We start from the raw sequence: 26695 nt of genomic DNA, 5'->3' as shown, positions 1-26695 counted from the left end.
TTATGAGCATTTACAACCGTTATTCCGATTATCTTAAAGACAGATACAAAGAGAGGGTTTATAAACTTCCGGTTTCAATACCTGTGAGTTGTCCTAATAGATTAAATGGAAAAAAAGGTTGTTCATATTGTGGAGGAGAAGGTGCCGGATTTGAAAACTTATCCGGTACTTTTTCTGTTTATGAACAACTTTCAAAAAATAAAGAATATATTGGAAAAAGGTATAAAGCTAAAAAGTTTATAGCCTATTTTCAAAGTTTTACAAATACTTTTTTACCTGTTTGTGATTTTGAAAAGTATATAAATGAGGCTTCCGAAGTTTCTGATATTGTTGAGATTGCCGTTTCAACTCGACCTGATTGTATACATGAAAAGTATCTTGATGTTCTTAAAAAGATAAAAGAGGAAAAAAATATTAATATTACTGTTGAGTTGGGACTTCAAACAGTTAATTATCATTCTTTGAAAAAAGTAAATAGAGGTCATACTTTGGCAGAGTATATTGACGCTGTACTTAGAATTAAAAAATACGGCTTTCAAATATGTACCCATATTATATTAAATTTACCTTGGGATAATATTGATGACTCTGTTGAATGTGCAAAAATTGTGTCTGTTTTAGGCTCTGACTATATAAAACTTCACGCTTTATATATTGAGAAAGATACAGACATGGCAGATGAATATATGAGAGGGGATTTTGAAATTTGCTCTGTCTCTGAATATAAAGATAGAGTTATTGCCTTTTTGCGTCATTTATCTCCTGATATTGCCGTTCAAAGAATAATAGGCAGAGCTCCTGAGGAAAATACTTTATTTTCAAATTGGAGTATGAGCTGGTGGAAGATACATGACGAAATAGAAAAAGAAATGACAGAAAAAGGGTATATACAGGGGGATTTATATATGTATACAGACGGAAGTGCTGTAAGAAACTTCGTATAATTGGTACATCGTTTTACTATTTTTTATATTAAAAGTATAATAAATTCACTTAATTATATACAAATATATTAAATTTTATACTAATATGTATATATAAGTTGTTTTAAATATAAAAATTTTAAAATTTACATTAAAAATAGTTTACTTTTATAATAAATATGTTAAAATAGTAAAGTAAGTAACAATGTGTACTTGCTGTAAAACTAAATAAGCTTTAAAGCATTTTGTGCTTTATATATTTATTTAATCTTTTAATTCCCCCAAAATTAAAGATTAAGAAGTACTAAAAATCCATCGACCCTTATCCTGCCGATGGATTTTTTAGTTTTTAAAAATAAATTTAAAATTTGGAGGTATGATTTATGAGTGAAAAGGGCGATAAAGCCAAAAATCTTTTTAATTCCGGTTTTAATTGTTGTCAATCTGTTGTTGGGGCTTTCTGTGAGGATTTTGGACTTGATTTTGATACAACAGTTAAAATGGTATCTCCGCTGGGTGCAGGTATGGGAAGAATGAGAGAGGTTTGTGGTGCTGTTTCTGGAATGTTTATTGTTCTTGGAATGAAAAATGGATATAATGACCCTAAAGCCTTTGATGAGAAAAAAGAACTTTATGAAAAAGTTCAAAATTTAGCTAAATCTTTTGAGGACGAAAATGGTTCTATTATATGTCGAAATCTTTTGGGTATTAATGTAAAAAAAGATAATCCAGAGCCTTCAAAGCGTACTGATGAATATTATAAAAAACGTCCTTGTGGTGATATTGTTAAACTTGCCGCTGAGATAGTTGAAAAAGAACTTTTAAAATAAATTTGTTTTTGATATACTTTTATAAAAATTATTTTTAAGGGGGTTTTTAAAATATGCGTGCAACTTGGGACGAATACTTTATGGAAATTGCAGAGATAGTCAAAACTCGTTCAACTTGCCTTAGAAGACAGGTTGGAGCGGTTATTGTAAAAGATAACAGAATAATAACAACAGGATATAATGGGGCTCCTTCCGGTCTTATGCATTGTAGTGATATGGGATACTGTGAAAGAGAAAAACTTAATATTCCTTCAGGTCAGAGACATGAGCTTTGTAGAGCTTTACATGCTGAACAGAATGCTATTATACAGGCGGCTAACATGGGAGTAAGTACACAGGGTGCTACTTTATATGTCACATTACAGCCTTGTGTTATATGTGCTAAAATGGCTGTAAATGCAGGTATTATTAAAATTGTGTATAAAGGAACATATCCTGATGAACTTTCAATGAGAATACTTAATGAGGCTGATATAGAGCTTGTTGTGATGAAATAAAATAAAAAGGTATCATTATGATACCTTTTTTTATTTGCAAAGTCTTTCTAAAAGCTCTACAAAACATTTTCTGAATTTTTCGTCATCTTCCTTTGTGCGTTTTTTCATTCCACCTTTAAATCTGTGTTTTTTTCTTCTCTGTTCCTTTGATATATGCCTTTCAAATAACATTCTGTCTATATTTTCATTTGTATATATAAATCCGTTTTGATTGACAGTATAAACGCCTTTAGATATAAGAAGTGTAGCTAGTCCATAATCTTGTGTTACTGAAATATCTCCCTTTTGTGCCATGTTTGCAATAACAAAATCTGCACTGTCAAAAGATTTATCAACTGTTATAACTTTAAATCCTTTTTCGTCAATTATATGACTTGTGTCTGTCACCATTATGACAGGTATATTAAAAGCCTTTGCCTCAGACACAATTATGTCTCTTACAGGGCAAGCATCTGCATCTACAAGTATTTTCATATTTTCCACCTTTAATTTTTTATTTGAATTATATCATTTTTAATAAAATTTTCCAATGTTTCGTATATAATATATATTAAAAATAATTTTAAGGAGTGTAAATGATGTTACAGATTGATAAAATACTTCAATATAATAAATCTTTTGTTGAAAATAAAGAGTATGTGCAGTATGAGACAAGTAAATACCCAGATAGACATTTATTGATTGTGACTTGTATGGATACAAGACTTACAGAGCTTTTATCTCATGCAATAGGTATTAAAAATGGTGATGCACAGGTTGTAAAAACTGCCGGAGCTGTTATAACAAACCCTTATGGCAGTGAGATGAGAAGTATACTTGTTGGTATATACGATATGGGAGTTAAAGAAATTATTGTTATAGGTCATGACGATTGCGGTATGCAGGGATTAAAATCGGACAAGCTTATAAATGAAATGAGAGAAAGAGGAATTGATGAAAAACACCTTGACAGTCATATTTGCTGTGAAACTAATATGGATAGCTGGCTCACAGGTTTTGAGAATGTTGAGGAGGCTGTTAGAAAGAGTGTTGATATTATAAAAAATCACCCTCTTATACCTGAAGGTATAATTGTAAATGGTCTCGTTATAGACCCTAAAACGGGAGCTTTGAGAAGGGCATAAAAACATAAAAATAAGGCACAATATTGTGCCTTATTTTTTTATATTATATTATATTTCCCTCTGTTGATATTACAACAACTTCAATAGGTATATTTTTTCCTGATTTTATAACTGCATTTTTTACAGCGTTTTCAATTCCGCCACAGCAAGGTACAGACATTCTTGTAACTGTTATTGTGTTTATGTTGTTATATCTTAATATTTCAGATAATTTTTCTGAATAGTCTGTCATGTCAAGTTTTGGACAGCCTATTAAAGTTACTCTGTTTTTGATAAATTTATTGTGGAAATCTCCATAGGCATAAGCTGTACAGTCAGCAGCTATAAGTAAATCACAGTTGTCAAAATAAGGAGCGTTTATAGGTGCTAACTTAATTTGTACAGGCCACTGAGAAAGACAACTTTTTATGTTTGTATTTGTTTCCTCTGAAAATTCTCTGTCTATTGCTTTTGAGGCAGAGCCGGCACAACTACAAGTGTTTTCAGCCATTTTTCTTTCAGCCATATGTTTTTTAACAGCTTCCTCGTCATATTCAAGGGCTTCTCTCTCCTCAAAGGATATGGCAGACACAGGACAAGCAGGGAGACAATCTCCTAAACCGTCACAGTAGTCATCTCTTAAAAGAACAGCTTTTCCATCTACCATTCCTATTGCTCCTTCATGGCAAGCTCTTGCACATATTCCACAGCCATTACATTTTTCTGTATCTATTTTTATAATTCTTCTTTTTATCATGTTTTTTACTCCATTCTTCCAAATTTCATTTCTTTTCCGTCTTTATCATATTTTTTTCTTTTTCCTGTTATACTATCAATATCTATTCGCCATATTGCTGTAATAGCAAGACTTCTCTCTATTGCATCATTAAAGTTTTCCATATTGCTTTTTGCAAATTTTTCACATATAAGTTTTAAGGCATCTATTTTTGATTTGTCATCTGTTATTTCATAGGCTTTTCCAAAAGCTATGGCAGACTCATATTCTGTTGTAAATTTTTCAGGTACAAGATTTGTTTTTCCTACACAAGTAACACAGACATTATTTTTTTTGTTTAATATATCTGTTTTTGTTCCTGCCTTGGCACTGTGAAAATATATGCTTTTTCCCTCTAAAACTGGGGATATTGGTATACAATAGGGAGTGTTGTCATCAAGGTTCATTGAAAGAAAAGCATATTCGCAGTTCTTTAATACATTAAGGGCAAACTCTTCTCCCATTTCTCTGTCTTTTCTTCTCATAAAAAATTCCTCCTTGATTTAATAATTGTATTATAATATGATAATCATATTATATCGGTTGTTTTTACAACGGAAAAGAGGAATTATGATAAAAAATATGCTTTTTAAAGATATATCGGAAGAAGATTTGAAAAAAATGCTTTCATGTTTTTCTGCATACAGTAAAAAATTTAATAGAGAACAATATATATTTCATACTGGCGATATTATAAAAGAAATAGGTGTTGTATTGTGTGGTGGAGTTAATATTATAAAAGAGGATTTTTGGGGCAATCGTGCCATTATAGCTAAAATGGGGGAAGGTGACCTTTTTGGTGAGGCTTTTGCTTTCTCTAAAGAAAAAAAGCTTGATGTAAGTGTTGTTGCCTCTGAAAAAACAGAAATACTTTTCCTTGATTGTCATAAAATTTTGTTTTCATGTGATAATGGCTGTGGTTTCCATAGAATTTTGACTGAAAATATGATTAGAATGATAAGTGAAAAAAATATTATGCTTACAAGAAAAATGGAACATATTATGAAAAAAACTACAAGAGATAAAATACTTTCTTTTCTCTCTGAGGAAGCTGTCAAAAATGGAAGTAGTACATTTAAAATAAAGCTTAACCGTCAGGAAATGGCTGATTATTTATCCGTTGATAGAAGTGCATTATCAAATGAACTTTCTAAACTTAGAAAAGAAGGAATACTTGACTTTAATAAAAATTTGTTTACACTTAAATACAGTGAAAATTAAAAATATATGGAGGAATTTTTATTATGAATATACCAAAAGACCCTGTTATGCTTTTAAGTTTTTTAAACCTTAAACTTCGTGATGAGTTTTCTGACCTTGACGACCTTTGTAAAAGTCTTGATATAGATAAAACAGAGGTTGTAGGAAAAATAAAAACAATAGGATATGATTATTCTAAGGCTGAAAATCGTTTTGTCTGAAATTGAAATAATTTAGATATTATTATGAGAGGAGAATTTTATGACTAAATTTTTAAAAAAATTGATTTCCATAGCAGCTTTGACATCATTATTTTTTACAGGCTGTGCTATGGATAGTGTATCAGGTTCCGTTTCTAATAATTTGGAGGGAATGGAGGTTCACTTTTTAAATGTGGGACAGGCTGACTGTTCACTTATTAAATTCAGTGACGGTTCAAATGTGCTTATAGATGCTGGAAATAATGCTGATGGTAGTTATATAACAGAATATCTTCAGAATGAAGATGTTAAAAAACTTGATGTTGTTGTTGGAACACACCCTCATGAAGACCATATAGGTTCTCTTGACACTGTTATTAAAAATTTTGATGTTGGTGCTGTATATATGCCTGACGATGTTGCTACAACAAAGACTTTTGAAGATGTCATTGATGCAATAGATGAAAAGGGATTGTCTATTACAGAACCTGTTATGGGAGACACTTTTAATGTAGGTGGAGGAACATTTAAAATATTAGGACCTCAGAAAAAGTATAGCGACCATAATAATAATTCAATAGTTCTTAAATTGACTTATGGTGATGTTTCGTTTATGTTTACTGGTGATGCAGAGGCTGAGGCTGAAAGTGATATTTTATCAAAGGGGTATGACCTTAAAGCTGATGTTTTAAAGGTTGGTCATCATGGTTCAAGTACATCAACATCTGATGCTTGGCTTACTGCTGTATCTCCTAGCTATGCTGTTATACAGTCTGAAACAGGAAACGACTATGGACACCCTCATAAAGAAACTATTGAAAAACTTAATAATGCTAAAATACAGATATTCAGAAATGATACAATGGGCGAGATTGTAATGAAGTCTGATGGCAAAAATATTTCTGTTACAGCAAGTGATGGAACAACTTATGAACTCTCAAAGGGTGATACACAAGCTACAAATACAGAAAATACAGTTTACATAGGAAATGTTAATTCAAAAAAATTCCACACAGAAAATTGTTCATCACTTCCTTCTGAAAGTAACAGTGTTTATTTTGATAGCCGTAATGAGGCTGTATCTGAAGGATATGAACCTTGTGGAAGATGTAATCCATAATACATAATATATAATGTATTTTGAGGTGATATTTAATGAGTATGACTGTTGACAGAATAGAGGGTGATTTTGCTGTTTGTGAACTTGAAAACGGTGAAATTAAAAATATTCCCCTTGAAAATCTTCCCTTTGGCATAAAAGAGGGCAATATTATTTCTGAAAACGAAAAGGGTTTTTTTATAGATGTTTTTGAGGAACAAGAAAGAATAAAACGTATAGAAGAAAAAATGAAAAAACTTTTTAATAAATAATAAAAGGGCTGATTTTTAATCAGCCTTTTTTTGTTTAAAGAGATTTTTTTAATATTTTTATACCTTTTTCAATATCTTCAAAACTTAAATTTCCATAGCCTGCCATTACAGCTCCTTTAAATTTTTCAGGAACAGTTCCCTTATAAAAATCAGATACAGCATATATTTTAATGTTGTTTAAAAAAGCTTTTTTACATATCTCTTTTTCATCTTTATAGTTTTTTATTTTAAAAAGTATATGATGACCGGCGTTTTCTCCATAAAAACTTATATCTTCTCCAAATTCATAAACTAATTTTTTTATTGTATAATCTCTCTTTTCACTATAAATTTTTCTCATTCTGTTTATGTGTTTTTCATATTGTCCTGATGATATGAATTTTTCTAAAACAAGCTGTTCCAATCGTGATACGGGACAACTGGTGTCTTTATAGTTTTCTTTGTATGTTTCCATAAGTTTTTCAGGCAAAACAATATAGCTTATTCTCAGTGAGGGTGATATACTTCTTGAAAAACTTCCTAGATATATTATATTTCCATTTCGGTCTATGCTCTGTAATGAGGATATAGGCTTTGAATTGTATCTAAACTCGCTGTCATAGTCATCTTCTATTATATAGCGTTTTTCTCCTTTCTTTGCCCATTTTAAAATTTCTATTCTTCTACTTACAGGCATTGTTATACCTAAAGGGAACTGATGAGAGGGTGTTATATAAAGAGCTGTGTTATCTATATTTTTAATATTATCCGTTATTACTCCTTTTTCATCAGTTGGAACAGATATTATTTTATGTCCCATTCTATTAAAATATCTGTAAGAGTTACTATACACAGGGTCTTCCATGGCTATTTTACAATCTTTTTCAAGTATTCCATTTAAAATTTCCATAAGATTGTCTGTTCCTGCTCCTATTACAATGTTATCCGGTGAAGTTATAACTCCTCGTCTTATGTATATATGTGAAGATATAGCACATCTAAGTGAAAACTCTCCCTGTGATGGTGAAGTTTTTAAAAATTCCTCTGGACTCAATGATATTACTTCTCTTATAAGTTTTTTCCATGATGTGTAGGGAAAAGAGGGGATGTCTATACCATAAAGTGAAAAATCAATGTAATTATTATTTTCTTTCTGTTCTGTTATATTTTTTTTGATTTCTTTTTTATCAAAATTTATTATGTCAAGACTTTCTATATCACAGACATAGAAACCACTTTGGGGAACAGATTTTATAAAACCTTCTGATACAAGCTGACCGTATGCTGTATCAATTGTATTTACACTGACTGAAAGTTCTTTCGATAGATTTCTCTTTGATTTTAGTTTTTCCCCTGATTTTATTCTGCCTTCTATTATTGACTGTTTTATTTGATTGTATATTTGACTGTATAAAGGCTCTTTTGATTTTGGATTTATATTTATCATATTTCCTCCCTTAAAAATTGTACCCATACAATTTTATAAACATAAACTGATACTATTAAATTTTAATAAACTGATATTTTTAATAATATCAGTTTGCTGTTATTATACGTCTATGATTTTTTACAGTCAATGAAAATACAAAGGAGGAATTAAAGTGAATAATGTTTTTGCTTTAAAAAGTACAAAAGAAATTACAGTTACAGCCTGTTTTATAGCTATGACATTTGTTGCTACTATGTGCATAAATATAAAATTGCCTTTAATGTCTAGCGGGGGACTTGTCCATTTGGGGAATGTGCCTGTTTTTGTGGCAGCTGTAATATTTGGTAAAAAAACAGGAATGTATGCTGGAGCTTTCGGAATGGGATTTTTTGATTTGGTTTCCGGTTGGGTTTTATGGTCACCTTTTACATTTATTATATGTGGTCTTATAGGTTGGACTTTTGGGAAAATTACAGAAAAAAATTTCACTGTTTTTAAGTATGTTTTGTCAGTTATTGTGGCTCTTTTTGTGAAAATTATAGGTTATTATATAGCTGAAATTATTATAACAGGAAATATAATTGCACCTGTATATTCTATACCGGGAAATGTTGTTCAGATTATGACAGCAGCAGTTGTCACATTACCTGTTGTATTTGTTATTAAGAAATATATAAGATTGGGAGTGTAAATATATGTATAAAATGATGACACCGGGACCTACTCAGATAAGGGAAAATGTACGAATGTCAATGAGTATTGAGAGGGGAAATCCTGATATTTATGAGGAATTTTGTGAATTTTATCACGAAACTTGTTTAATGTTTTCTAAGTTTTTTAATACTGAAAATGAGTTTTATATACTTGGGGGAGAAGGTATTTTGGGGCTTGAGGCTGCCTGTGCTTCTTTAACTGAAAAAGGTGATAGAGTTCTTGTTATAGATAATGGAGTTTATGGCAGAGGATTTGAAGGTTTTGTAAGTATGTATGGGGGAGAACCTGTTTTATATACTGTTGATTATAAAAATCCTGTTGATGTAAATAAACTTGATGATTATCTCAAAAAAGACAGTAATTTTAAATATGCTACTGTTGTTCATTGTGATACACCTAGCGGAATATTAAACGATGTTGAAAGCATATCAAATGTATTAAATAATTATGGAATTATGACTGTTGTTGATAGTGTTTCAGCTTCTTTCGGTGAACCTTTATCAATGGGACATATTGATATACTTTGTCTTGGTTCTCAAAAGGCTTTGTCTGCTCCTACGGGGCTTACAATAGTTGGAGTTAGTGATAGAGCTAAAAAATCTATGGAAGAAAGAAAAACTCCAATAGCTTCTTTTTATGCTAATCTTTCAACATTTAAGACATATTATAGAGATAAGTGGTTCCCTTATACAATGCCTATTTATGATATTTATGCTTTAAGAAGTGCTTTGGAAAATATTTTAAATGATAAAGATATATTTGAACGCCATAAAAAAATTGGTTCTGCTGTTAGAAATTCTATTGTAAAAGGTGGACTTCATCTTTATACTGAAAGCGGTTTTTCAAATACTGTAACGGTTTTTAATGTGCCTGAAAAAATTTTGGCAAAAGAAATTATTGATATTATGAAAAATAAATATAATATACTTATAGCTGGCTCTTTCGATATTATGGAAGGTAAAGTTTTGAGAATAGGTCACATGGGTGAAAATTGTAATGTAAGTGATGTTTTTGAAACATTAAAAGCCCTTGAAAATACACTTTTACAGCTTAAATTTGATTTGAAATGTTCTATAAGTGAAAATTTTATAAAAGAAGTTTATAGTATATAAAAAGTAAAGCAGACTGAAAAAATTTTCGGTCTGCTTTTTTATATAAACGAATATTTATTTATATTTTATAAATAAATATTCGGTGTTTTTATTTTATTTCTGCTTTTTCTGAAAAATCTGTAACTACAATATCATTATAAGGCACTCTTTTTGATAACTCTCCGCCTTCTTCCATAATGTCCTGTATAAGTTCAAAACCATCTTCGTCAATCTGTGGGTTTGTTTTCCATGTGTCTTGAGATTTATATCTTTCTATAATCTTTGTCAATGTGTCTATGTCAGACTCTTTAAACTGTGGATATATAACTTCTGCAATTTCTTTTGATGTGTGAGTGTCAACCCATTCTTGACCTTTATATATGGCATTTGTAAACTTTTGAATAATGTCTGGATTTTCTTCCATATATTTTCCTGTTGCCATGTAAACAGTATATGGAATGTATCCGCTCTCTGTTCCAAGTGATGCCACAACATGACCTGCTCCGCTATTTTCAAGAGCTGTTGCAGTAGGCTCAAATTCTGCTGTGTAATCTCCTAAATTTCCTTGAAATGCTCCTGCTGTACTTTCAAAAGCAATGTTATTTATAATATCTAAATCTTCCCCAATTTTTAAATTATTATTCTTTAAAACATATTCCAGTACAAGTTGTGGCATTCCGCCAGTTCTTCCGCCAATCAATGATTTGCCTTTTAAGTTTTCCCATTTAAAATTTGGTTCTTCCTCTCTTGATACAAGGAAGTTTCCAGCTCTTTGAGTAAGCTGTGCAAAAATTTTAGGGAAGTCTTCTTTTCCCTCGTTATATACATAAATTCCGGCTTCTGTACCTAAAAGTGCAATGTCTGCGGAATTTGATATAAGAGCTGTCATTGATTTGTCAGCACCCTGACCAACACTCATTTCAATTTCAAGTCCTTCATCTTCAAAAAATCCTTTTTCCAAAGCTACATACTGTGGGGCATAAAATACAGAGTGAACTACCTCATTAAGTCTTACTTTTGTAAGTTCACTTTTTTCACTCTGACAGCCTGAAAATATAATTGCAAAAACAATCATAATTGATACAAAAACAGTTGATTTTTTATAAAATTTCATTTTCAATCCTCCCTGAATTCATAGTATATTATATGTATTTTCAAAAAAAGTGTTAAAAATTTTAAAAATAGTACAGACTTTGTAATAAAATTTAGCGTAAATTTATATGTAAATAATTTGTTAGCACTCTTGTCAAGTGAGTGCTAATGAGTTATAATACATTCATAGATTAGAAATCTTAAAATATTGTAGAAAGGAAGATGTATATATGAACGCTCAAAAATTTACACAGAATTCATTGGGAGCAATACAGAATGCTCAAAATATTGCAGTAGAGCATCAGAACCCTCAGATAGAAGAACAGCATTTATTATATTCGTTGCTTACACAGGAAGACGGACTTATCCCTCAGCTTCTTATGAAAATGAACGTAAATGTAAATGCCTTTCAGGCTGAACTGATGCGTGAAATTGAAAAACTTCCTCATGTTTCAGGAAGCGGCAGACCTGCAAACAACATATATGTTTCAGCTGATGTTGACAAGGTTCTTGTTGCCGCAGAAAAACTTGCAGAAAATATGAAAGACGAATATGTTTCTGTTGAACATATTTTTATGTGTATACTTAAAAATCCTAATCCAGTAGACAAAAAACTTTTCAAACTTTTTAATATAGAGAGTGAAGATTTTTATAAAATTCTTGCAACAGTAAGAGGAAATACAAGAGTTACAAGTGATAATCCAGAATCAACTTATGATGTACTCAAAAAATATGGTACAGACCTTGTTGAGAGGGCAAGAAGTAAAAAACTTGACCCTGTAATCGGTAGAGATGACGAAATTCGTAATGTAATAAGAATACTTTCAAGAAAGACAAAAAATAATCCTGTTCTTATAGGTGAGCCTGGTGTAGGTAAAACAGCTATTGCCGAGGGACTTGCTCAGCGTATTGTTAAAGAGGACGTTCCAAACAGTCTTAAAGATAAAACTATATTCTCTCTTGATATGGGTGCTTTAATTGCCGGAGCTAAATTTAGAGGAGAGTTTGAAGAAAGACTTAAAGCTGTATTAAACGAAGTTAAAAAGAGTGAAGGAAAAATTATACTTTTCATTGATGAACTTCATACTATTGTTGGAGCGGGTAAGAGTGATGGTGCTATGGACGCCGGAAACCTTTTAAAACCAATGCTTGCTAGAGGTGAACTTCATTGTATAGGTGCTACAACACTTAATGAATATAGACAGTATATTGAAAAAGACCCAGCTCTTGAAAGACGTTTCCAGCCTGTAATGGTTAATGAGCCTACTGTTGAAGATACAATAGCAATTTTAAGAGGTCTTAAAGAAAGATATGAACTTTATCATGGAGTTAAAATTCAAGACCAAGCTATAATTGCTGCTGCTACACTTTCAAACAGATATATTTCAGACAGATTTTTACCGGATAAAGCCATTGACCTTGTTGATGAGGCTTGTGCTATGATAAGAACTGAAATTGACTCAATGCCTATGGAGCTTGATATTATACAGAGAAAAATAATTCAGCATGAAATTGAGGAGGCTGCTCTTAAAAAAGAAAGTGACAAAATATCTCAGGAACATTTAAAAGAAATACAAAAAGAGCTTGCAGAAATGCGTGATGAGTTTAACACACTTAAAGCAAAATGGGATAATGAGAAAAATGCAATAAATAAAGTTCAGAAATTAAGAGAAGACATTGACAATGTAAATATTGAAATTGAAAAGGCTGAAAGAAGCTATGACTTAAATAAGGCTGCTGAACTTAAATATGGCAAACTTCCACAACTTCAAAAAGAATTGGCACAGGAAGAAGCTATTGCAGAGGAAAAAAATAGAGCAACTCTCCTTCGTGATAAAGTTACAGAAGAAGAAATTGCAAAGATTATTGAGAGATGGACTGGTATTCCTACATCAAAACTTATGGAGGGAGAAAAAGAGAAACTCATAAATCTTGAGGACATACTCCATGAAAGAGTTATCGGTCAAAATGAAGCTGTCACAAAGGTTTCAGAAGCTATTATGAGAAGTCGTGCAGGTATCCAAAATCCACAAAGACCAATAGGTTCATTCCTTTTCTTAGGTCCTACTGGTGTAGGTAAAACGGAACTTGCAAAAGCTCTTGCAGAAACACTTTTTGATGATGAAAAGAATATTGTAAGAATTGATATGACTGAATATATGGAAAAATTCTCAGTATCAAGACTTATCGGAGCTCCTCCAGGATATGTAGGTTATGAGGAGGGTGGACAGCTTACAGAAGCTGTAAGAAGAAAACCTTATTCAGTTGTACTTTTTGATGAAGTCGAAAAGGCTCATCCTGATGTATTTAATATTCTTTTACAGGTTCTTGATGATGGTAGAATTACAGATTCACAGGGTAGAACTGTGGATTTTAAAAACACAATAATTATTCTTACATCAAACCTTGGTTCAAACTATCTTCTTGACGGTATTGACGAAAGTGGAGAGATTAAAGAGGAGGCAAAAGAACAAGTTAATGAACTTTTAAGACGTTCTTTCCGTCCTGAATTTTTAAACAGACTTGATGAAATTGTATTCTACAAACCACTTACAAAGAATGACATAACATTTATTATTGACCTTATTGTAAAAGACCTTAATAAACGTCTTGAAGATAAACAACTTTCATGTGAACTTACTGAAAATGCTAAAAATTACATTATCGAAAGTGCATATGACCCTGTTTATGGTGCAAGACCTCTTAAGAGATTTATACAGAGATATATAGAAACTCTTATTGCTAAGAAAATCATAAGAGATGATGTTGCACCTGAAACAAAATTTGTTATTGATGTTGAGAATGATGAGTTTGTAATACGTTAATGTATCAATAAAAGTACATTAATTTTAATAAAAAAGGCTTCTATCTTTATAGATAGAAGCTCTTTTTGTTTTGTGAAGTATTGTGAAGAAAATAGTTTTGTTACAATAATAAATATTACAAAGAATAAATTTTAAATTTATTATTTTTTAAAAATAATATAATTATATACTATAAAAAGTTATTTTTTGTAATCTTATTGTTGATATTTAACATAATTTTTTGAAAAAGTATGTCTAATTTGCCTATTTAAACTATTTTATTTTCATGATATGCTTTATCCATAAGTAAAATTCGTTATTCGGATTGTTACTGGTAATGCAGGCAAAACCGAACCATAAAGTCGCAGTATTATTCTATTCTTTTATATAAAATGTGATACTGAGTTTTTATGGTTTGGTTTTTTTTATTTTTGTCTGGAATTTTAAACCTAATTGTTTTAATTAGGGTATTTATAGAAAAAGGGGGATAAAAAATGAAAAAGAATTTCTATAAGAAGAGTATTTCGCTTCTTTTGGCATCATGTATGACTCTTGGAACAGGGGTATCAGCTATTGCAACAGAAATTGCTGATGATTTTAGAAAAGAGTCTATTGAGGCAACGGAAATAGAAAAGCCAGAAGAAGAAACTCCTAAGACAGAGGAAACAGAAGGAACTGTAACAGGAGAGACAGAAGAAACAGAGGAAACAGATGGAATTGTAACAGGAGAGACAGAAAAAACAGAAGAAACAGAAGGAACTGTAATTAATGCAGAATTAATTGAGGATATAGCTACTACTCTTGAAATTAAAGCAGCTGAAACACTTCCGGAAGGAACAAATCTTGCAAGAGTTGAAGGTGTAAAAGCTACTGCTACAAATTCAGAGGCTGGAACAAGTTTCACAGCAGATAAAGCTATTGACGGAAACCGCACAGAAAAACCTTCTCGTTGGGCTACTGATGTTGATGTTTCTGAACCTACAATAACTCTTGACCTTGGAACACTTCGCTCAATAAAAAGCACAGTAATATACTGGGAAGCTGGATATGGCGAACAGGTTGCAAGTGCAAGCAAATATTATGTAGAGACATCAGTTGACGGAGAAGAATGGACAATACAGGCAACTCGCACAGAGAAAGCTAATGCAGCAACTCCAGAAGTTATTAATTTTGATAATGCAGTTGAAGCACAGTATATACGTGTAAGAATAGCTGAATATTCATGTTCTGGTTGGAATAATGTTTCAATGTATGAACTTGAAGTTTATCAGGAAGACCAGAAAGTTGAAGGCGGAGAGGAAAGTGGAGCTGAGAAACTTCCAGAAGGAACAAATCTTGCAACAGTTGAAGGTGTAACAGCTACTGTAACAGATTATGAAACTGGAACACAGTTTACAGCGGATAAAGCTATTGACGGAAATCACACAGATGGTTCTTCTCGTTGGGCTACAAACAGAGATGTATCTGAGCCTACATTAACACTTGATCTTGGTGCTCTTCGTTCAATAAGAAGTGCAGTTATTTATTGGGAAGCTGGTTTTGAAGCAGACACTGCAAATGCAAGTAAATATTACATAGAAACATCTGTTGATGGAGAGGAGTGGACAACACAGGCAACTCGCACTGAAAAACCACAAGCTCCACAGACAAGAGCAGCAGGTGCAGCTATTAAAGAAATAATAAACTTTGATTCAGATGTTGAAGCACAGTACATAAGAGTAAGAATTAAAGAGTATTCAAACTCAGGTTGGAATAATGTTTCAATGTATGAATTTGAAGTATATCAGGAAGCTCAGGAAGAAGAAGCTCCAAGTCAGGCTGTAAAAGCTCCAGAAGGAACAAACCTTGCTCGTTATGAAGGCACAACAGCAAGTGCAACAGACTATGAAAATGGAACACAGTTTACAGCAGATAAGGCTATTGACGGAAACAAAAAAGACAAACCTTCTCGTTGGGCTACAAACATGAATGCAAAAGAGCCTACAATAACTCTTGATTTCAAAAAGATACGTTCTGTAAATAGTGTTATTATATATTGGGAAGCTGGACTTAATACTTCGAAATCAAATGCAAGTAAATATTATATAGAGACATCTCTTGATGGAGAAGAATGGACAACACAGGCAACTCGCACTGAAAAAGCTGACGCATCAACTGGTGAAACAATAAACTTTGATAAAGCTGTTGATGCTAAGTATTTGAGAGTAAGAATTGCAGAGTATTCAAACTCAGGATGGAACAATGTTTCAATGTATGAACTTGAAGCATATCAGGAAAAACAAGTTCCTAAAGATACAGCAGCAAATGTTGCTAAAAAAGTTACTCTTGAGATAGAGGACGGAAAAGTAGTTGCAAAAAATCTTACAGAGGGATTTGATATTACTTTTGCGGCAAACTATGAGCAGGTTGTAGGTGCTGATGGCACAATTTATACACCTCTTGTTGATATGAACATTGAATTTGATATTACAGCAGTAAATCAGTCTGACCCAGAGGATAAAGCCATAGATATGGCTCGTGTTCTCACAATACCGGGACAACATTCTGAAAATGAAGGAAATGCAAAACCTAAAGTTGTTCCAGAAATTACAGAATGGTACAGCTCATCTGATGAGGAAGGAAAAGTATTTGAACTTACATCACAAAGCCGTATTGTTTTAGGTGCTGGAGCTTCAGAACTTGGAGAAGTAAGTAAAAACCTTCAGGCTGATATACTTAATATGTTTGGTTGGAACCTTGAAATAGTTACAGGTCAGCCAGAAAAAGGCGATATTTATCTTACAATAAAAGATACAGAAGCCCTTCCGGGATACGATGATGAGACTTATGAAATGAAGGTAAGAAACTTCGTTACAATAACAGCTATTCATCCAACAGGTATTAACTGGGGTACTCGTTCAGTATTACAGGCTCTCACATTAAGCGGAGATGCTCACACTATTGACCAAGGTACTGCAAAAGATTATCCAGAATTTAGACTTCGTGGATTTATGATTGACGTTGGACGTAAACCATTCTCAATGGATATGCTTAAACAGGTTGCAAAAACAATGGAATGGTTCAAACTTAATGACCTTCATGTTCACTTAAGTGATAACCTTATATTCATGGAAGACTATGGCAGCATTGAGGCAGCTTGGAATGCTTATGACGGTTTCCGTCTTGAGTCAGACAGAGAAGGCAACGGACATCAGCTTCAGTCAAAAGACTATTATTATACAAATGAAGAGTTTAGAGGATTTATAGATGGTTGTAAAGCTATGGGCGTAAATGTTGTTCCAGAAATTGACGTTCCTGCTCATGCTCTCTCAATAGCTAAAGTTTATAAAGAATTAGCACTTCATAAAGCAGGTGGAAGTCGTCCTTGGATTGACCATATGGATATTTCAAACCCTGAAGCTATTGAAGTTATAAAAGATATATTTAGAGAATATATTGAAAATGGAACATTTGGTGATGAAGATACAGTTGTTCATATTGGTGCTGATGAATTCTATGACAGCCACCCTGCATATCGTAACTTCCTTAAAGAAATGATTACATTTATAGAGGAAGACATGGGACGTCAGGTTCGTGTATGGGGAAGTTTGACAAGTATGAGCAACAATCCTTCAGAAAGTCCATTTACACCTGAAGACGTTAAAGGTGCACAGCTTGATATTTGGAATACAGGTTGGGCAAATCCAAAAGCTATGTTTGACCTTGGATTTGACCTTATAAATATAACAGACGGACCTATGTATATGGTTCCTAATGGAAATGGTAATAGAGGCGGCTATGGAGATTATCTTGACCCTAACGCTGTTTACAGTTGGACACCTAATAACATGGGTGGAACAAAACTTCCTGCAAGTTCAAGTCAGGTTCTCGGTGGTTCATTTGCTATATGGCAGGATAATATTGACACTCGTGCTGCTGGTATAAATGAGCAGGATACATTTGTTCGTATGTATGATGCAATCATTCCTGCAAGTGTTAAAATGTGGGGTGAAGGTGGAGACGGCCTTGACCGTACAGTTAAAGAAGTACAGGATGACGGAAAAATTATAGGTCTTGCACCTGGAACAAATCCTCTTAACACTGTTGAAAAAGCAGCTGGAACACGTGATTATGCTTCTTATGATTTTGAGTCATTAAACGATAAATCAGGAAATAATCATAATCTTACACTTAATGGTGCTGAAATTAACAATGGAGCTTTAAGCTTAAATGGTGGTTCAAGCTATGCTTCAACTGGTCTTGATAAAATGGCTTGGGGAGATAAACTCTCATTCAAAGTTAAAAAGACAGCTGGCGGAGCTTTAGAACAGGTAATATTTGAAAGCGACCATGCTTATGGTGATTATGCTATAAAAGCTATACGTGAAAGCGAAGATGCTACAACATGGAAACTTGGTTTCTCACGTGAACTTTATGATTATGTATTTGACTATGATTTACCAGAAAATGAATGGGTAGATGTTGAAATAGTAAGTGAAGAATTATCAACAAAACTTATTGTTAATGGACAGACAGTAAGTGCAGTAGGTTCGTTCCTTCCAGATGAAAACTCAAACAGCCAGTTTAAAGGTAAAACTGGAATTACAAATTCATCATTCAGTATTCCTGTATCACGTATAGGAAGTACAACAAATGCATTTACAGGTCTTATTGACAACGTTGTCATGACAACAGCACAGACTGACAATGTTATGACAGAAGGAAAATATGATATATCTGTTGATAAATATGCAAATGTTACAGCAGGAAGTTCACAGAGTGGAGAAGGTCCACAGAAAGCTATTGACGAAGATACAACATCAATATGGCATAGCAACTGGAATGGTTGTTCAGTTGATGAATCTTGGATACAGGTAGAACTTGATGAAGCTACTGTTGTAAGTGGATTTAGATATCTTCCACGTCCAAATGGTATCAATGGTACAGTTGATAAATACTTAATACAGGTAAGTATGGACGGTGAAGAATGGACAGACGTTGCTACTGGAGTATGGAACAGAAAAGCTGATTGGAAAACTGTAACATTTGATGCAGTTGAAGCTAAATATGTTCGTCTTAAAGGTCTTGAGACAGCAACTGACTCTGGTAAGAGATTTATGTCAGCGGCAGAAATTCGTGTATGTGTAGCTCCAAATATTTCAGAAGCAAAAGTTGAAATGGAAGAAAAATTTGAATTTGACGGAAAAGCTGTTACACCAGAACCAAAGGTTGTATTTGAAGGATACTTACTTGAAAAAGATGTTGACTATACACTCTCATATGAAAATAATGAAGCTCCTGGAGAAGCTAAAGTTATAATTACAGGTGCTGGAATGTATACAGGAACATTTGAAAAGACATTTACAATTACTGGCGATGATAAAACAGAGGATAATAATAATGATGATAACAACACATCATCAGGCGGTGGACACTATACTGTAAAACCAACAAGACCTGGAGAAAGCTCAGAAATTAAAGATGATGATGTTCCAATGACAGAAACTCCAGAAATAGTAGAAGGATTTAAAGATGTATTTGAAAATAGCTGGTTTAAAGAAGCTGTTGAATATGTAACAGAAAACAATATATTTGCGGGTATTACACCAGCACAGTTTGGACCAGATATGCAGATGACAAGAGGAATGTTAGCAACTGTACTCTATCGCATAGAAGGACAGCCAGAAGTTACAGAAGCATCTCCATTTAAAGATGTTACATCAGATAAATACTATGCAGACGCTATTGCATGGGCTGCTTCAGAAGGAATTGTTGCAGGAATTACAGCTGATGAGTTTGCTCCGGATAGTCCTATAACTCGTGAACAGCTTGCAACTATACTTTATCGCTACAACGGTTCACCAAAAGTTGAAAAAACTGCTGAATTTACAGACAGTGCTTCAATATCAACATGGGCAACAGATGCAGTTAATTGGGCTGTTGAAAATGGCATAATTTCAGGACGTGTTGATGGAAAACTTGACCCACAGGGTAAAGCTACTCGTGCAGAAGTTGCATCAATGGTTATGCGTATGTCAGAAATAGTTGATAAAGTTGATGAAACTGAAGAAGTTACAGAAGAAACAACAGAAAACACAGAGACAACAACTGAGACAACAGAAAATAAATAAGAAATTTGTATTAAAATTTAAAAACACAAAAAAGAGTTTGGGAGATTTTCTCCCAACTCTTTAAATAAACAAACTTCATAATTCTTCTCTTGTAATATGTATATGTTTGAATTTAATATCAGACATAACACAAAAAATCCGATAACTTTTGTTATCGGATTTTTTGTGTTATTTTAAAGTAAATTGAGTATTATAAGAGGTTTCTGATATAACATCAAAGCCAAAGCCTAATTTTTTAAATTCTTCTATTACAGAAGGTAAGGCCTCTGCTGTGGCTTCTTTTCCAACAGTCTGATGCATTAAAACAACAGCATTTCTATTTTTTGATACTGTTGAGAATATGTTGTCTTTAACTTGTTGTGGAGTTATATTTTTTGTTGTGGCGTCTTTAGCTTCAGAGTTCCAGTCTGTATATATATATCCTCGTTTTGTTAATTCAGCTGTTATTTCTTTCATAATCTGACTTCCACCATATTTATTACTTACTGTGTTGTTTGAACCTCCCGGAAGTCTTACCAATTTAGGTTTATATCCTATTATAGACTCAAGATATGCTTCTTCTTTGTAAAAATCTTCAAAGAAATTATCAACACTTGAGTATATATAAGCATAATCATGACTGTATGTGTGATTTCCTATTGCATGACCTTCATCAACCATTCTTTTAATAATTGCAGGGTCTGCCTTTCCTGTAAGATAGAATGTTGCTTTTACATTGTATTCTTTCAATGTGTCAAGTATCTTTATTGTATTTTCAGAAGGTGAGTCGTCAAATGTTAAATATGCAATTTTGTCATATGTAACAGGATTTGAGGACTCTTTTTTTGGTTCTTCAACTATTTTAAATTCTGGTGCAGATTTTAATGTAGCATCAATCATATTTATTGCATTTCCCAATGTGATTTTTTGGTCTCTTTTAGCTGTATTATCCCATATTCCTCTTGTTTTTAAAAATTCATAGGAGCTTTCTCCTATTTCAATGTCAGGATATACAGATTTTATTGTGTTTGTTATAACACTAGAAAATTCATCACCTGTCAAAGTTTTTTCCGGTGAAAATTCTGTGTCTGAAGTTTTTGACATAATTCCAAGAGAAACTAATTTTGGTATGTAATCTTGAGTGTTGATATTTATATCCGTAAAAGTGTTTTCGACTTCAGGAAGTTCTTTTCCTGAAAGACCTTTATATAATTCTGATATATATGTTGAAAGTTCACCTTTATCTATATAATAATTCTGTCTTTCCGAATATGTAGGAACAATAGTTTTGTCAAATCCTTTTTCATCAGCATAGACGGCTAAAGAAAAAGCATTCATTGATATTGTAAGGGCTAGTATGTATAATATTTTCTTCATAATTTATCGCCTCCTTATATATCTAATTATATTATATTGACGTTTTAAAGTCCTTAAAAGTTTCGTAATTTTTGTTTAAATATTAATGTAGAATTTTGTTATTATTATCAAATCTTTAAATAATTTCTTAAGAACTCTTTAAGGTTTAATACTTGTTTGTATTTAGTATTGTGTAATACAAAGTAGTGTGTTATAATCAGTACAAAGGAGGGAGAAAATGAATACTCAGTTCAGAAAAGGCGTAATTGAAATGTGCGTTTTGGCTCTCATAGCAAAAGGCGATATGTATGGATACGAGATAGTACAGAAAATTGCTTCATATATGGAAATAAATGAGGGAACAGTTTATCCAATACTTAGAAGATTGACAAAGGAAGAGTATTTTGTCACATATCTAAAGGAAAGTACAATAGGACCAGCCAGAAAATATTATCATATAACAGAAAAAGGACAAGGATATTTTGGTTCTATAAAAGCAGACTGGCTAGACTTTTCAAAAATGGTAAATGATATTCTTAATTCATCTGATGATGATTTTGAAAAAATGGAGGGGGAAACAGAATATGAATAAAGAAGAATATCTTCAGAAACTTGAACAGTACCTTAAAAAATATCTCTCAAGAGATGAAATAGAAGATATACTTATGGATTATGGTGAATATTTTGAAGATGGAAGAAGACAAAATAAATCTGATATAGAAATATCAGCAAAATTGGGAGACCCAGAAGTTATAGCATCTCAATTTATAGATGAGGTAAGAGAAGAAAGAAGAAAAAAACATGAAGATGAAATGGAAAAAATAAAAGACACAGCATCTTCTGTGGTTAAAAATATAAAGGAAAAAACTGAATTTTTAGGCAGAAAATCAGAAAAAGATGATGATTTAACATATGTTAGAGTAAAAAGAAATGAAAAAGGAATTTTTCAATCTATTATTGATTTTATGGCTACAATTGTAAAAGCAATTTTCTTTGGATTTTTATGTTTTATTATAATTGGTGCAGTTTTTACAATTCTCGGTATTTTAGGTAGTGCAGTTTTATTCTGTGCTGCTTTGGGAATTGGAGGAGTTGTGTTTAGTGTTTCAGTTATAGGATTTGTGTCAGGTTTTATAATTGCCAGTGGAGTTTTTGGTTCTATATTTGTCCTTGGTTTAGCTGTGATGTTGACACTACTTTTTATAGTTGTAATACAGTATACTTTAAAATGTTTTAAATATGGTTTTGATACACTTTTTATCAAAAAGGAGGTTTTTTAAATGAATGGAGTTTTGAAAAAAATAGCTATATATACAGGTGCTGTTATGCTTGCAACATTTGTGCTTTTTCTCATATGCCTTCCTTTTGGTATAAAGTCTTTTATGAATGATATATCAAGTGTTCAAACAAAAATGGAGACAAAAGAAGCAAATACTAATATTACAAAAGCTGTTATTTCGGTAAATGATTATTGTGATATAAGATTTAGACAGTCTAAAAATGGTAAATTTTATGTTGAAGTTTTTGAAGGTTCAGGGGATATAAGAAATTTTTCTTATATTGAAAATAAAGTTGAGCTTACAGAAAACGGAAATATAGCTTATCTTGATATTGAAAAAGATTATGAAAATTCAAAGAGGTTTACAAAGGATACTTTTAATCAGTTTGTTTCAAGAGAGTTTTTTTATCATCCAGATTTAATTGTATATATACCTGAAAATATAGAGATTGAGACAAAAGGGGAATATTATCATATTGAGCAATTGATTTATAGCAATATTGATTTTGCAAATAAAGAAACTATTCAGGCTGAAATGGAAGCTGAAAATCAAAGAGAAATGGAATTAAGTGTTAATCAAAATATATCTGATATTCAGGCTGAAAATGATGCTTTAAGAATTGAAATGGAAAACATGAGAAGTGAACTTATGACTGAGATAAGTATTTTGAGGGAAGAATTATACAATGAAATATATAATAATCAAACAACAACAGAAATGAATTAATTTTTATAAAAAGCCCTGTAATGTACAGGGCTTTTTATTTTTCTATTTTCATAAATAAATATTAATTTTTTATGAACTTTAACAAAAGTTACAAATAATAGTATATAATAACAAAAAGGAGGTTTTATATGAAGAAGTTTATAAAAATATTACTTGGAACAGTTTTGGCAGTATCAGTTTTTCTTTATTGGCAGGATAATGATATTGTTGTTACAAAATATGAATATAAAAGTGAAAAAGTCCCTGAGGGCTTTGAAGGATTTAAAATAGCACAAGTTTCTGATTTACAAAATAAAATGTTTTTTAAAAATCAAAGTAGCCTTATAAAAAACTTGAAAAAAACAGATGCTGATATTATAGTCATAACAGGTGACCTTGTTGACGCTAACAGAACAAATATTGATAATGCTTATATTTTTATAGATGAGGCTGTAAAAATAGCACCAGTTTATTATGTTTCTGGAAATCATGAAAATGCTTCTGGTGTTTATGAGGAACTTTTGGAAGGTCTTAAAATTAGAGGTGTCAATATACTTGAAAATACATATGAGTATATTGATAGAAATGGCGATAAAATTGCTATTATGGGAATAAAAGATATAAGAATGAATTATGATTTTGATGAAGTCATAGAAGATATGTCTAATAAAAATGAAGGATATTTCAAAATACTTTTATCCCACAGACCGGAATTGTACTCTGTATATGATGAAAAGGGCGTTGACCTTTCTTTTACAGGTCATGCCCATGGTGGTCAAATAAGACTTCCTTTTACAGATGGTCTTTTTGCACCAAATCAAGGGGCTTTCCCTAAATATACAAGTGGTTTAAGATATTTTGATAACTCTGCTATGGTTATAAGTAGAGGGCTTGGAAACAGTGTTTTTCCTTTCAGAATATTTAATAGACCTGAAATTACTGTAACCACACTTTACAGTGAATAAGCCTTGTTATATAATAAATAAAAATATAATTTGAAAGGAATTGATTGATTTGAAAAAAAATCCTATCGTAACCATTGAAATGGAAAACGGAGATATTATAAAAGTTGAATTATATCCTGATGTTGCTCCTAACACAGTAAACAACTTTATTTCACTTGTAAAAAAAGGTTTCTATGATGGAGTTATATTCCACAGAGTAATAAGAGGCTTTATGATACAAGGCGGTTGTCCTGATGGAACAGGTATGGGTGGTCCTGGATACTCAATTAAAGGAGAATTTTCACAGAATGGCTTTAAAAATGACCTTGCCCATGAGCCGGGAGTTATATCAATGGCTAGAACAATGATGCCTAACTCTGCTGGTTCTCAGTTCTTTATTATGCATGAGAAATCACCTCATCTTGACGGTGCTTATGCTGCTTTCGGTAAAGTTATAGAGGGACTTGAAAATGTAAATAAAATCGCAGAGACAAAAACATCTTTCGGTGATAAACCTGTGAAACCTCAGGTTATGAAAAAGGTTACTGTTGAGCTTTTTGGCGAGGAGTATCCTGAACCTATAAAATGTTAATTTAAAATTTTTATAATTATATAAATAAAAATGTGTCTGCTTAAATGTAGACACATTTATTTTTTAGGGGGAATTTTTTGTGAAAGTTATGGTTATAAATGGACCAAATCTTAATATGGTTGGTGTAAGAGAAAAGGGGATATACGGCACAAAAACATTCAGCGATATTTGCCGTTATATAAAAGATGAGTTTGAAAAAAGAGGTCATGTAGTTACTCTCTTACAGAGTAATAGTGAAGGTGGTATAATAGATTTTTTACAGACTGCATATTTTGAAAATTATGACGGTGTTATAATAAATCCTGGTGCATATACTCATTATAGCTATGCTATACATGACGCAATAAAAGGAAATTCAGAGATACCTACTGTTGAGATACATTTATCAAATGTCCATGCAAGAGAGGAATTTAGACATATTTCAAGAACTGCTCCTGCTTGTATAGGTCAGATTTGCGGTTTCGGTGAGTTTGGCTATGTTATGGCACTTATGGCACTTGAAAATTATTTGGAAAATAAAAAAGATAAATAAAATAAAAAAGCCCCAATAAAGGGCTTTTTTCTATCTAAATGAAATATATGTTTCGATTACAGGTTTTATAAAAAACATTGATGCCCAACAGACTGTAAAATATAAAAAGGGTTCTGTCTTTAAAAAAAGTGAGTTTTTTGTATCTGAAAGACACATGGCTTCTGTTGTGTTTGGTATTACTTTTTTTGTTGATTTGTAGAAATAATAACCTATAATTGCACCTAATGTGTTTGTAAATATATCGTTTATGTCTGTAACTCTGACTGCGAAAAGTTGGAAAAGTTCTATAAAAGCTGAAATCATAAAGCCTGATATAAATACATATTTGAATTTCTGAAAACCTTTCCAAAGGGATGGAAGAAAAAATCCAAGAGGTATAAAAAGTATTACATTTAAAAAGTATTCAATAAAATTTCTTGAGAAATACTTAAAAGGTTGAAAATTTATATTTGGTGAATAGGCTATATTCTCAAAATTAGGTATTCCTGTAATATTGAAAACTGTTATTATAAAAAGTGAAAAAAGTATAATTCCTGTTCTGTGTTCAATGGCTGTACTGTGCTTTTTTGAATTTTTTAAAAAAGGTGTTATAAGTACAAACATTATTATGTAAGAAAAAATTGTGTTTAGTATCGCTGAGTGTATTCTTATCATTAAAAAACCTCCTCTGTTGTATTATGAGTATATTCTATCACCATATTTTAAAGAGAAGGTTTATAAAAAGTTTAAATTTTTCTTAATATATATTTTAAGGGGGATAAATATTTATGGAAGATAAAATTAGATATAATGGTTTAGACGTTCTTAGATTTATATGTGCTGTTTTTGTAGTTTTTATACACATAAAATTTCCAAACAGCATACAAAAATATATTGAGCCTATTATAAGAACAGCCGTACCATTATTTTTTATGATAAGTGGTTTTTTTTATCAAAATCTTGTTGAAAGTGGAAATTTAAAAAGACAGATATTAAAAATTTTGAAGTATTTGATATATATATATTTAATTTTTTTTATATTAGCTTTTTTAGAAAAAATGATTATAAGCAATATTTTTTATATAGATTTAGACAACATGTTTACAATTAATAGTATGTTAAAATTTATAATATTTAATGAGTGTCCTTTTTTTAAAATAGATTATGTTTCTGGACATTTATGGTATATGTCTGCTATAATATATACTTA

At 31.7% G+C, this 26695-nt stretch carries 26 protein-coding genes; 19 read left to right on the top strand and 7 right to left on the bottom strand.

Going from position 1 to position 26695, the window contains the following annotated elements; all coding sequences use genetic code 11:
* Nucleotides 1-2 precede the first annotated feature (2 nt).
* From B5E58_RS00130 to B5E58_RS00120, 3 genes are all read left to right on the top strand, one after another.
* Nucleotides 3-944, top strand: coding sequence for a TIGR01212 family radical SAM protein (locus B5E58_RS00130; protein WP_088107652.1), 942 nt, complete (start codon nucleotides 3-5; stop codon nucleotides 942-944).
* A 362-nt stretch (nucleotides 945-1306) separates the two neighbouring features.
* Nucleotides 1307-1753, top strand: coding sequence for a C-GCAxxG-C-C family protein (locus B5E58_RS00125; protein ID WP_088107651.1), 447 nt, complete (start codon nucleotides 1307-1309; stop codon nucleotides 1751-1753).
* 53 nt (nucleotides 1754-1806) lie between these two features.
* Nucleotides 1807-2250 (top strand): deoxycytidylate deaminase, encoded by a 444-nt coding sequence (locus B5E58_RS00120; RefSeq protein ID WP_088107650.1) that lies wholly within the window; start codon nucleotides 1807-1809, stop codon nucleotides 2248-2250.
* A gap of 30 nt (nucleotides 2251-2280) precedes the next feature.
* On the opposite strand, the gene B5E58_RS00115 is transcribed toward B5E58_RS00120, so the two are convergent.
* The gene (locus tag B5E58_RS00115) at nucleotides 2281-2724 is read right to left on the bottom strand and encodes a YaiI/YqxD family protein (protein ID WP_088107649.1); all 444 of its coding nucleotides are present in this window, start codon (nucleotides 2722-2724) and stop codon (nucleotides 2281-2283) included.
* A gap of 101 nt (nucleotides 2725-2825) precedes the next feature.
* Between B5E58_RS00115 and B5E58_RS00110 the strand changes: the two genes are divergently transcribed.
* On the top strand, nucleotides 2826-3374 hold the full coding sequence (locus B5E58_RS00110) for a beta-class carbonic anhydrase (protein ID WP_330395572.1): 549 nt from the start codon (nucleotides 2826-2828) through the stop codon (nucleotides 3372-3374).
* A gap of 43 nt (nucleotides 3375-3417) precedes the next feature.
* Here the strand turns inward: B5E58_RS00110 and B5E58_RS00105 are convergent, their stop codons facing one another.
* Nucleotides 3418-4107, bottom strand: a complete 690-nt coding sequence (locus B5E58_RS00105) for an ATP-binding protein (RefSeq protein ID WP_088107962.1) — start codon at nucleotides 4105-4107, stop codon at nucleotides 3418-3420.
* Nucleotides 4108-4115: 8 nt separating this feature from the next.
* Nucleotides 4116-4613 carry a pyridoxamine 5'-phosphate oxidase family protein gene (locus B5E58_RS00100; RefSeq protein WP_206608526.1) on the bottom strand — a complete coding sequence of 166 codons (498 nt, stop codon included), beginning with the start codon at nucleotides 4611-4613 and terminating at the stop codon, nucleotides 4116-4118.
* Between the two features lie 85 nt (nucleotides 4614-4698).
* On the opposite strand from B5E58_RS00100, the gene B5E58_RS00095 reads away from it, so the two are divergent.
* Genes B5E58_RS00095 through B5E58_RS00080 form a run of 4 tightly spaced genes read left to right on the top strand, consistent with a single transcriptional unit; the run spans nucleotide 4699 to nucleotide 6899 of the window.
* A complete protein-coding gene (locus B5E58_RS00095) occupies nucleotides 4699-5349 on the top strand; it encodes a Crp/Fnr family transcriptional regulator (protein ID WP_242956562.1) in 651 nt (216 codons plus the stop codon).
* A 23-nt stretch (nucleotides 5350-5372) separates the two neighbouring features.
* Nucleotides 5373-5549, top strand: coding sequence for a DUF4250 domain-containing protein (locus tag B5E58_RS00090; RefSeq protein ID WP_088107645.1), 177 nt, complete (start codon nucleotides 5373-5375; stop codon nucleotides 5547-5549).
* A 40-nt stretch (nucleotides 5550-5589) separates the two neighbouring features.
* The gene (locus B5E58_RS00085; RefSeq protein WP_088107644.1) at nucleotides 5590-6648 is read left to right on the top strand and encodes a ComEC/Rec2 family competence protein; all 1059 of its coding nucleotides are present in this window, start codon (nucleotides 5590-5592) and stop codon (nucleotides 6646-6648) included.
* 35 nt (nucleotides 6649-6683) lie between these two features.
* The gene (locus B5E58_RS00080; protein ID WP_088107643.1) at nucleotides 6684-6899 is read left to right on the top strand and encodes a DUF3006 domain-containing protein; all 216 of its coding nucleotides are present in this window, start codon (nucleotides 6684-6686) and stop codon (nucleotides 6897-6899) included.
* A 34-nt stretch (nucleotides 6900-6933) separates the two neighbouring features.
* Here the strand turns inward: B5E58_RS00080 and pdxR are convergent, their stop codons facing one another.
* Entirely contained in the window at nucleotides 6934-8325 is a 1392-nt protein-coding gene (gene pdxR / locus B5E58_RS00075) for a MocR-like pyridoxine biosynthesis transcription factor PdxR (protein WP_158097620.1), read from the bottom strand.
* Between the two features lie 154 nt (nucleotides 8326-8479).
* Between pdxR and B5E58_RS00070 the strand changes: the two genes are divergently transcribed.
* Nucleotides 8480-8998 (top strand): ECF transporter S component, encoded by a 519-nt coding sequence (locus tag B5E58_RS00070; RefSeq protein ID WP_088107641.1) that lies wholly within the window; start codon nucleotides 8480-8482, stop codon nucleotides 8996-8998.
* Between the two features lie 4 nt (nucleotides 8999-9002).
* On the top strand, nucleotides 9003-10133 hold the full coding sequence (locus B5E58_RS00065; protein ID WP_088107640.1) for a pyridoxal-phosphate-dependent aminotransferase family protein: 1131 nt from the start codon (nucleotides 9003-9005) through the stop codon (nucleotides 10131-10133).
* An 88-nt stretch (nucleotides 10134-10221) separates the two neighbouring features.
* Here the strand turns inward: B5E58_RS00065 and B5E58_RS00060 are convergent, their stop codons facing one another.
* Nucleotides 10222-11226, bottom strand: coding sequence for an ABC transporter substrate-binding protein (locus B5E58_RS00060; RefSeq protein ID WP_088107639.1), 1005 nt, complete (start codon nucleotides 11224-11226; stop codon nucleotides 10222-10224).
* Between the two features lie 208 nt (nucleotides 11227-11434).
* On the opposite strand from B5E58_RS00060, the gene clpB reads away from it, so the two are divergent.
* Together clpB and B5E58_RS00050 are read left to right on the top strand one after the other, a co-directional pair.
* Nucleotides 11435-14029, top strand: coding sequence for an ATP-dependent chaperone ClpB (gene clpB, locus B5E58_RS00055; RefSeq protein WP_088107638.1), 2595 nt, complete (start codon nucleotides 11435-11437; stop codon nucleotides 14027-14029).
* A 473-nt stretch (nucleotides 14030-14502) separates the two neighbouring features.
* Entirely contained in the window at nucleotides 14503-20118 is a 5616-nt protein-coding gene (locus B5E58_RS00050) for a discoidin domain-containing protein (RefSeq protein WP_088107637.1), read from the top strand.
* Between the two features lie 168 nt (nucleotides 20119-20286).
* Here the strand turns inward: B5E58_RS00050 and B5E58_RS00045 are convergent, their stop codons facing one another.
* Complete coding sequence (locus B5E58_RS00045; protein ID WP_088107636.1) at nucleotides 20287-21474, bottom strand: polysaccharide deacetylase family protein; 1188 nt, start codon at nucleotides 21472-21474, stop codon at nucleotides 20287-20289.
* Nucleotides 21475-21691: 217 nt separating this feature from the next.
* On the opposite strand from B5E58_RS00045, the gene B5E58_RS00040 reads away from it, so the two are divergent.
* The 6 genes from B5E58_RS00040 (at nucleotide 21692) to aroQ (ending at nucleotide 25506) form a co-directional block, all read left to right on the top strand.
* The gene (locus B5E58_RS00040; protein WP_088107635.1) at nucleotides 21692-22045 is read left to right on the top strand and encodes a PadR family transcriptional regulator; all 354 of its coding nucleotides are present in this window, start codon (nucleotides 21692-21694) and stop codon (nucleotides 22043-22045) included.
* Nucleotides 22038-22733, top strand: a complete 696-nt coding sequence (locus tag B5E58_RS00035; protein ID WP_158097619.1) for a DUF1700 domain-containing protein — start codon at nucleotides 22038-22040, stop codon at nucleotides 22731-22733. The genes B5E58_RS00040 and B5E58_RS00035 overlap by 8 nt, the downstream gene beginning before the upstream one ends.
* On the top strand, nucleotides 22734-23459 hold the full coding sequence (locus tag B5E58_RS00030; RefSeq protein ID WP_088107633.1) for a hypothetical protein: 726 nt from the start codon (nucleotides 22734-22736) through the stop codon (nucleotides 23457-23459).
* 128 nt (nucleotides 23460-23587) lie between these two features.
* Nucleotides 23588-24403, top strand: a complete 816-nt coding sequence (locus B5E58_RS00025; RefSeq protein WP_088107632.1) for a metallophosphoesterase — start codon at nucleotides 23588-23590, stop codon at nucleotides 24401-24403.
* A 79-nt stretch (nucleotides 24404-24482) separates the two neighbouring features.
* On the top strand, nucleotides 24483-24974 hold the full coding sequence (locus B5E58_RS00020; protein WP_088107961.1) for a peptidylprolyl isomerase: 492 nt from the start codon (nucleotides 24483-24485) through the stop codon (nucleotides 24972-24974).
* 88 nt (nucleotides 24975-25062) lie between these two features.
* Nucleotides 25063-25506, top strand: a complete 444-nt coding sequence (gene aroQ / locus B5E58_RS00015) for a type II 3-dehydroquinate dehydratase (RefSeq protein WP_330395593.1) — start codon at nucleotides 25063-25065, stop codon at nucleotides 25504-25506.
* Nucleotides 25507-25536: 30 nt separating this feature from the next.
* On the opposite strand, the gene B5E58_RS00010 is transcribed toward aroQ, so the two are convergent.
* Entirely contained in the window at nucleotides 25537-26160 is a 624-nt protein-coding gene (locus B5E58_RS00010) for a VanZ family protein (protein WP_088107630.1), read from the bottom strand.
* Nucleotides 26161-26273: 113 nt separating this feature from the next.
* Here B5E58_RS00010 and B5E58_RS00005 point away from each other — a divergent pair.
* The coding region (locus tag B5E58_RS00005; RefSeq protein ID WP_158097618.1) for an acyltransferase family protein at nucleotides 26274-26695 on the top strand (422 nt) is incomplete at its 3' end.

The organism is Tyzzerella sp. An114 (assembly GCF_002161055.1).
In the GTDB taxonomy this organism is placed as follows: Bacteria; Bacillota; Clostridia; order Lachnospirales; family Anaerotignaceae; genus Fimicola; species Fimicola cottocaccae.
This window is presented reverse-complemented; position numbering and strand designations above follow the sequence as displayed.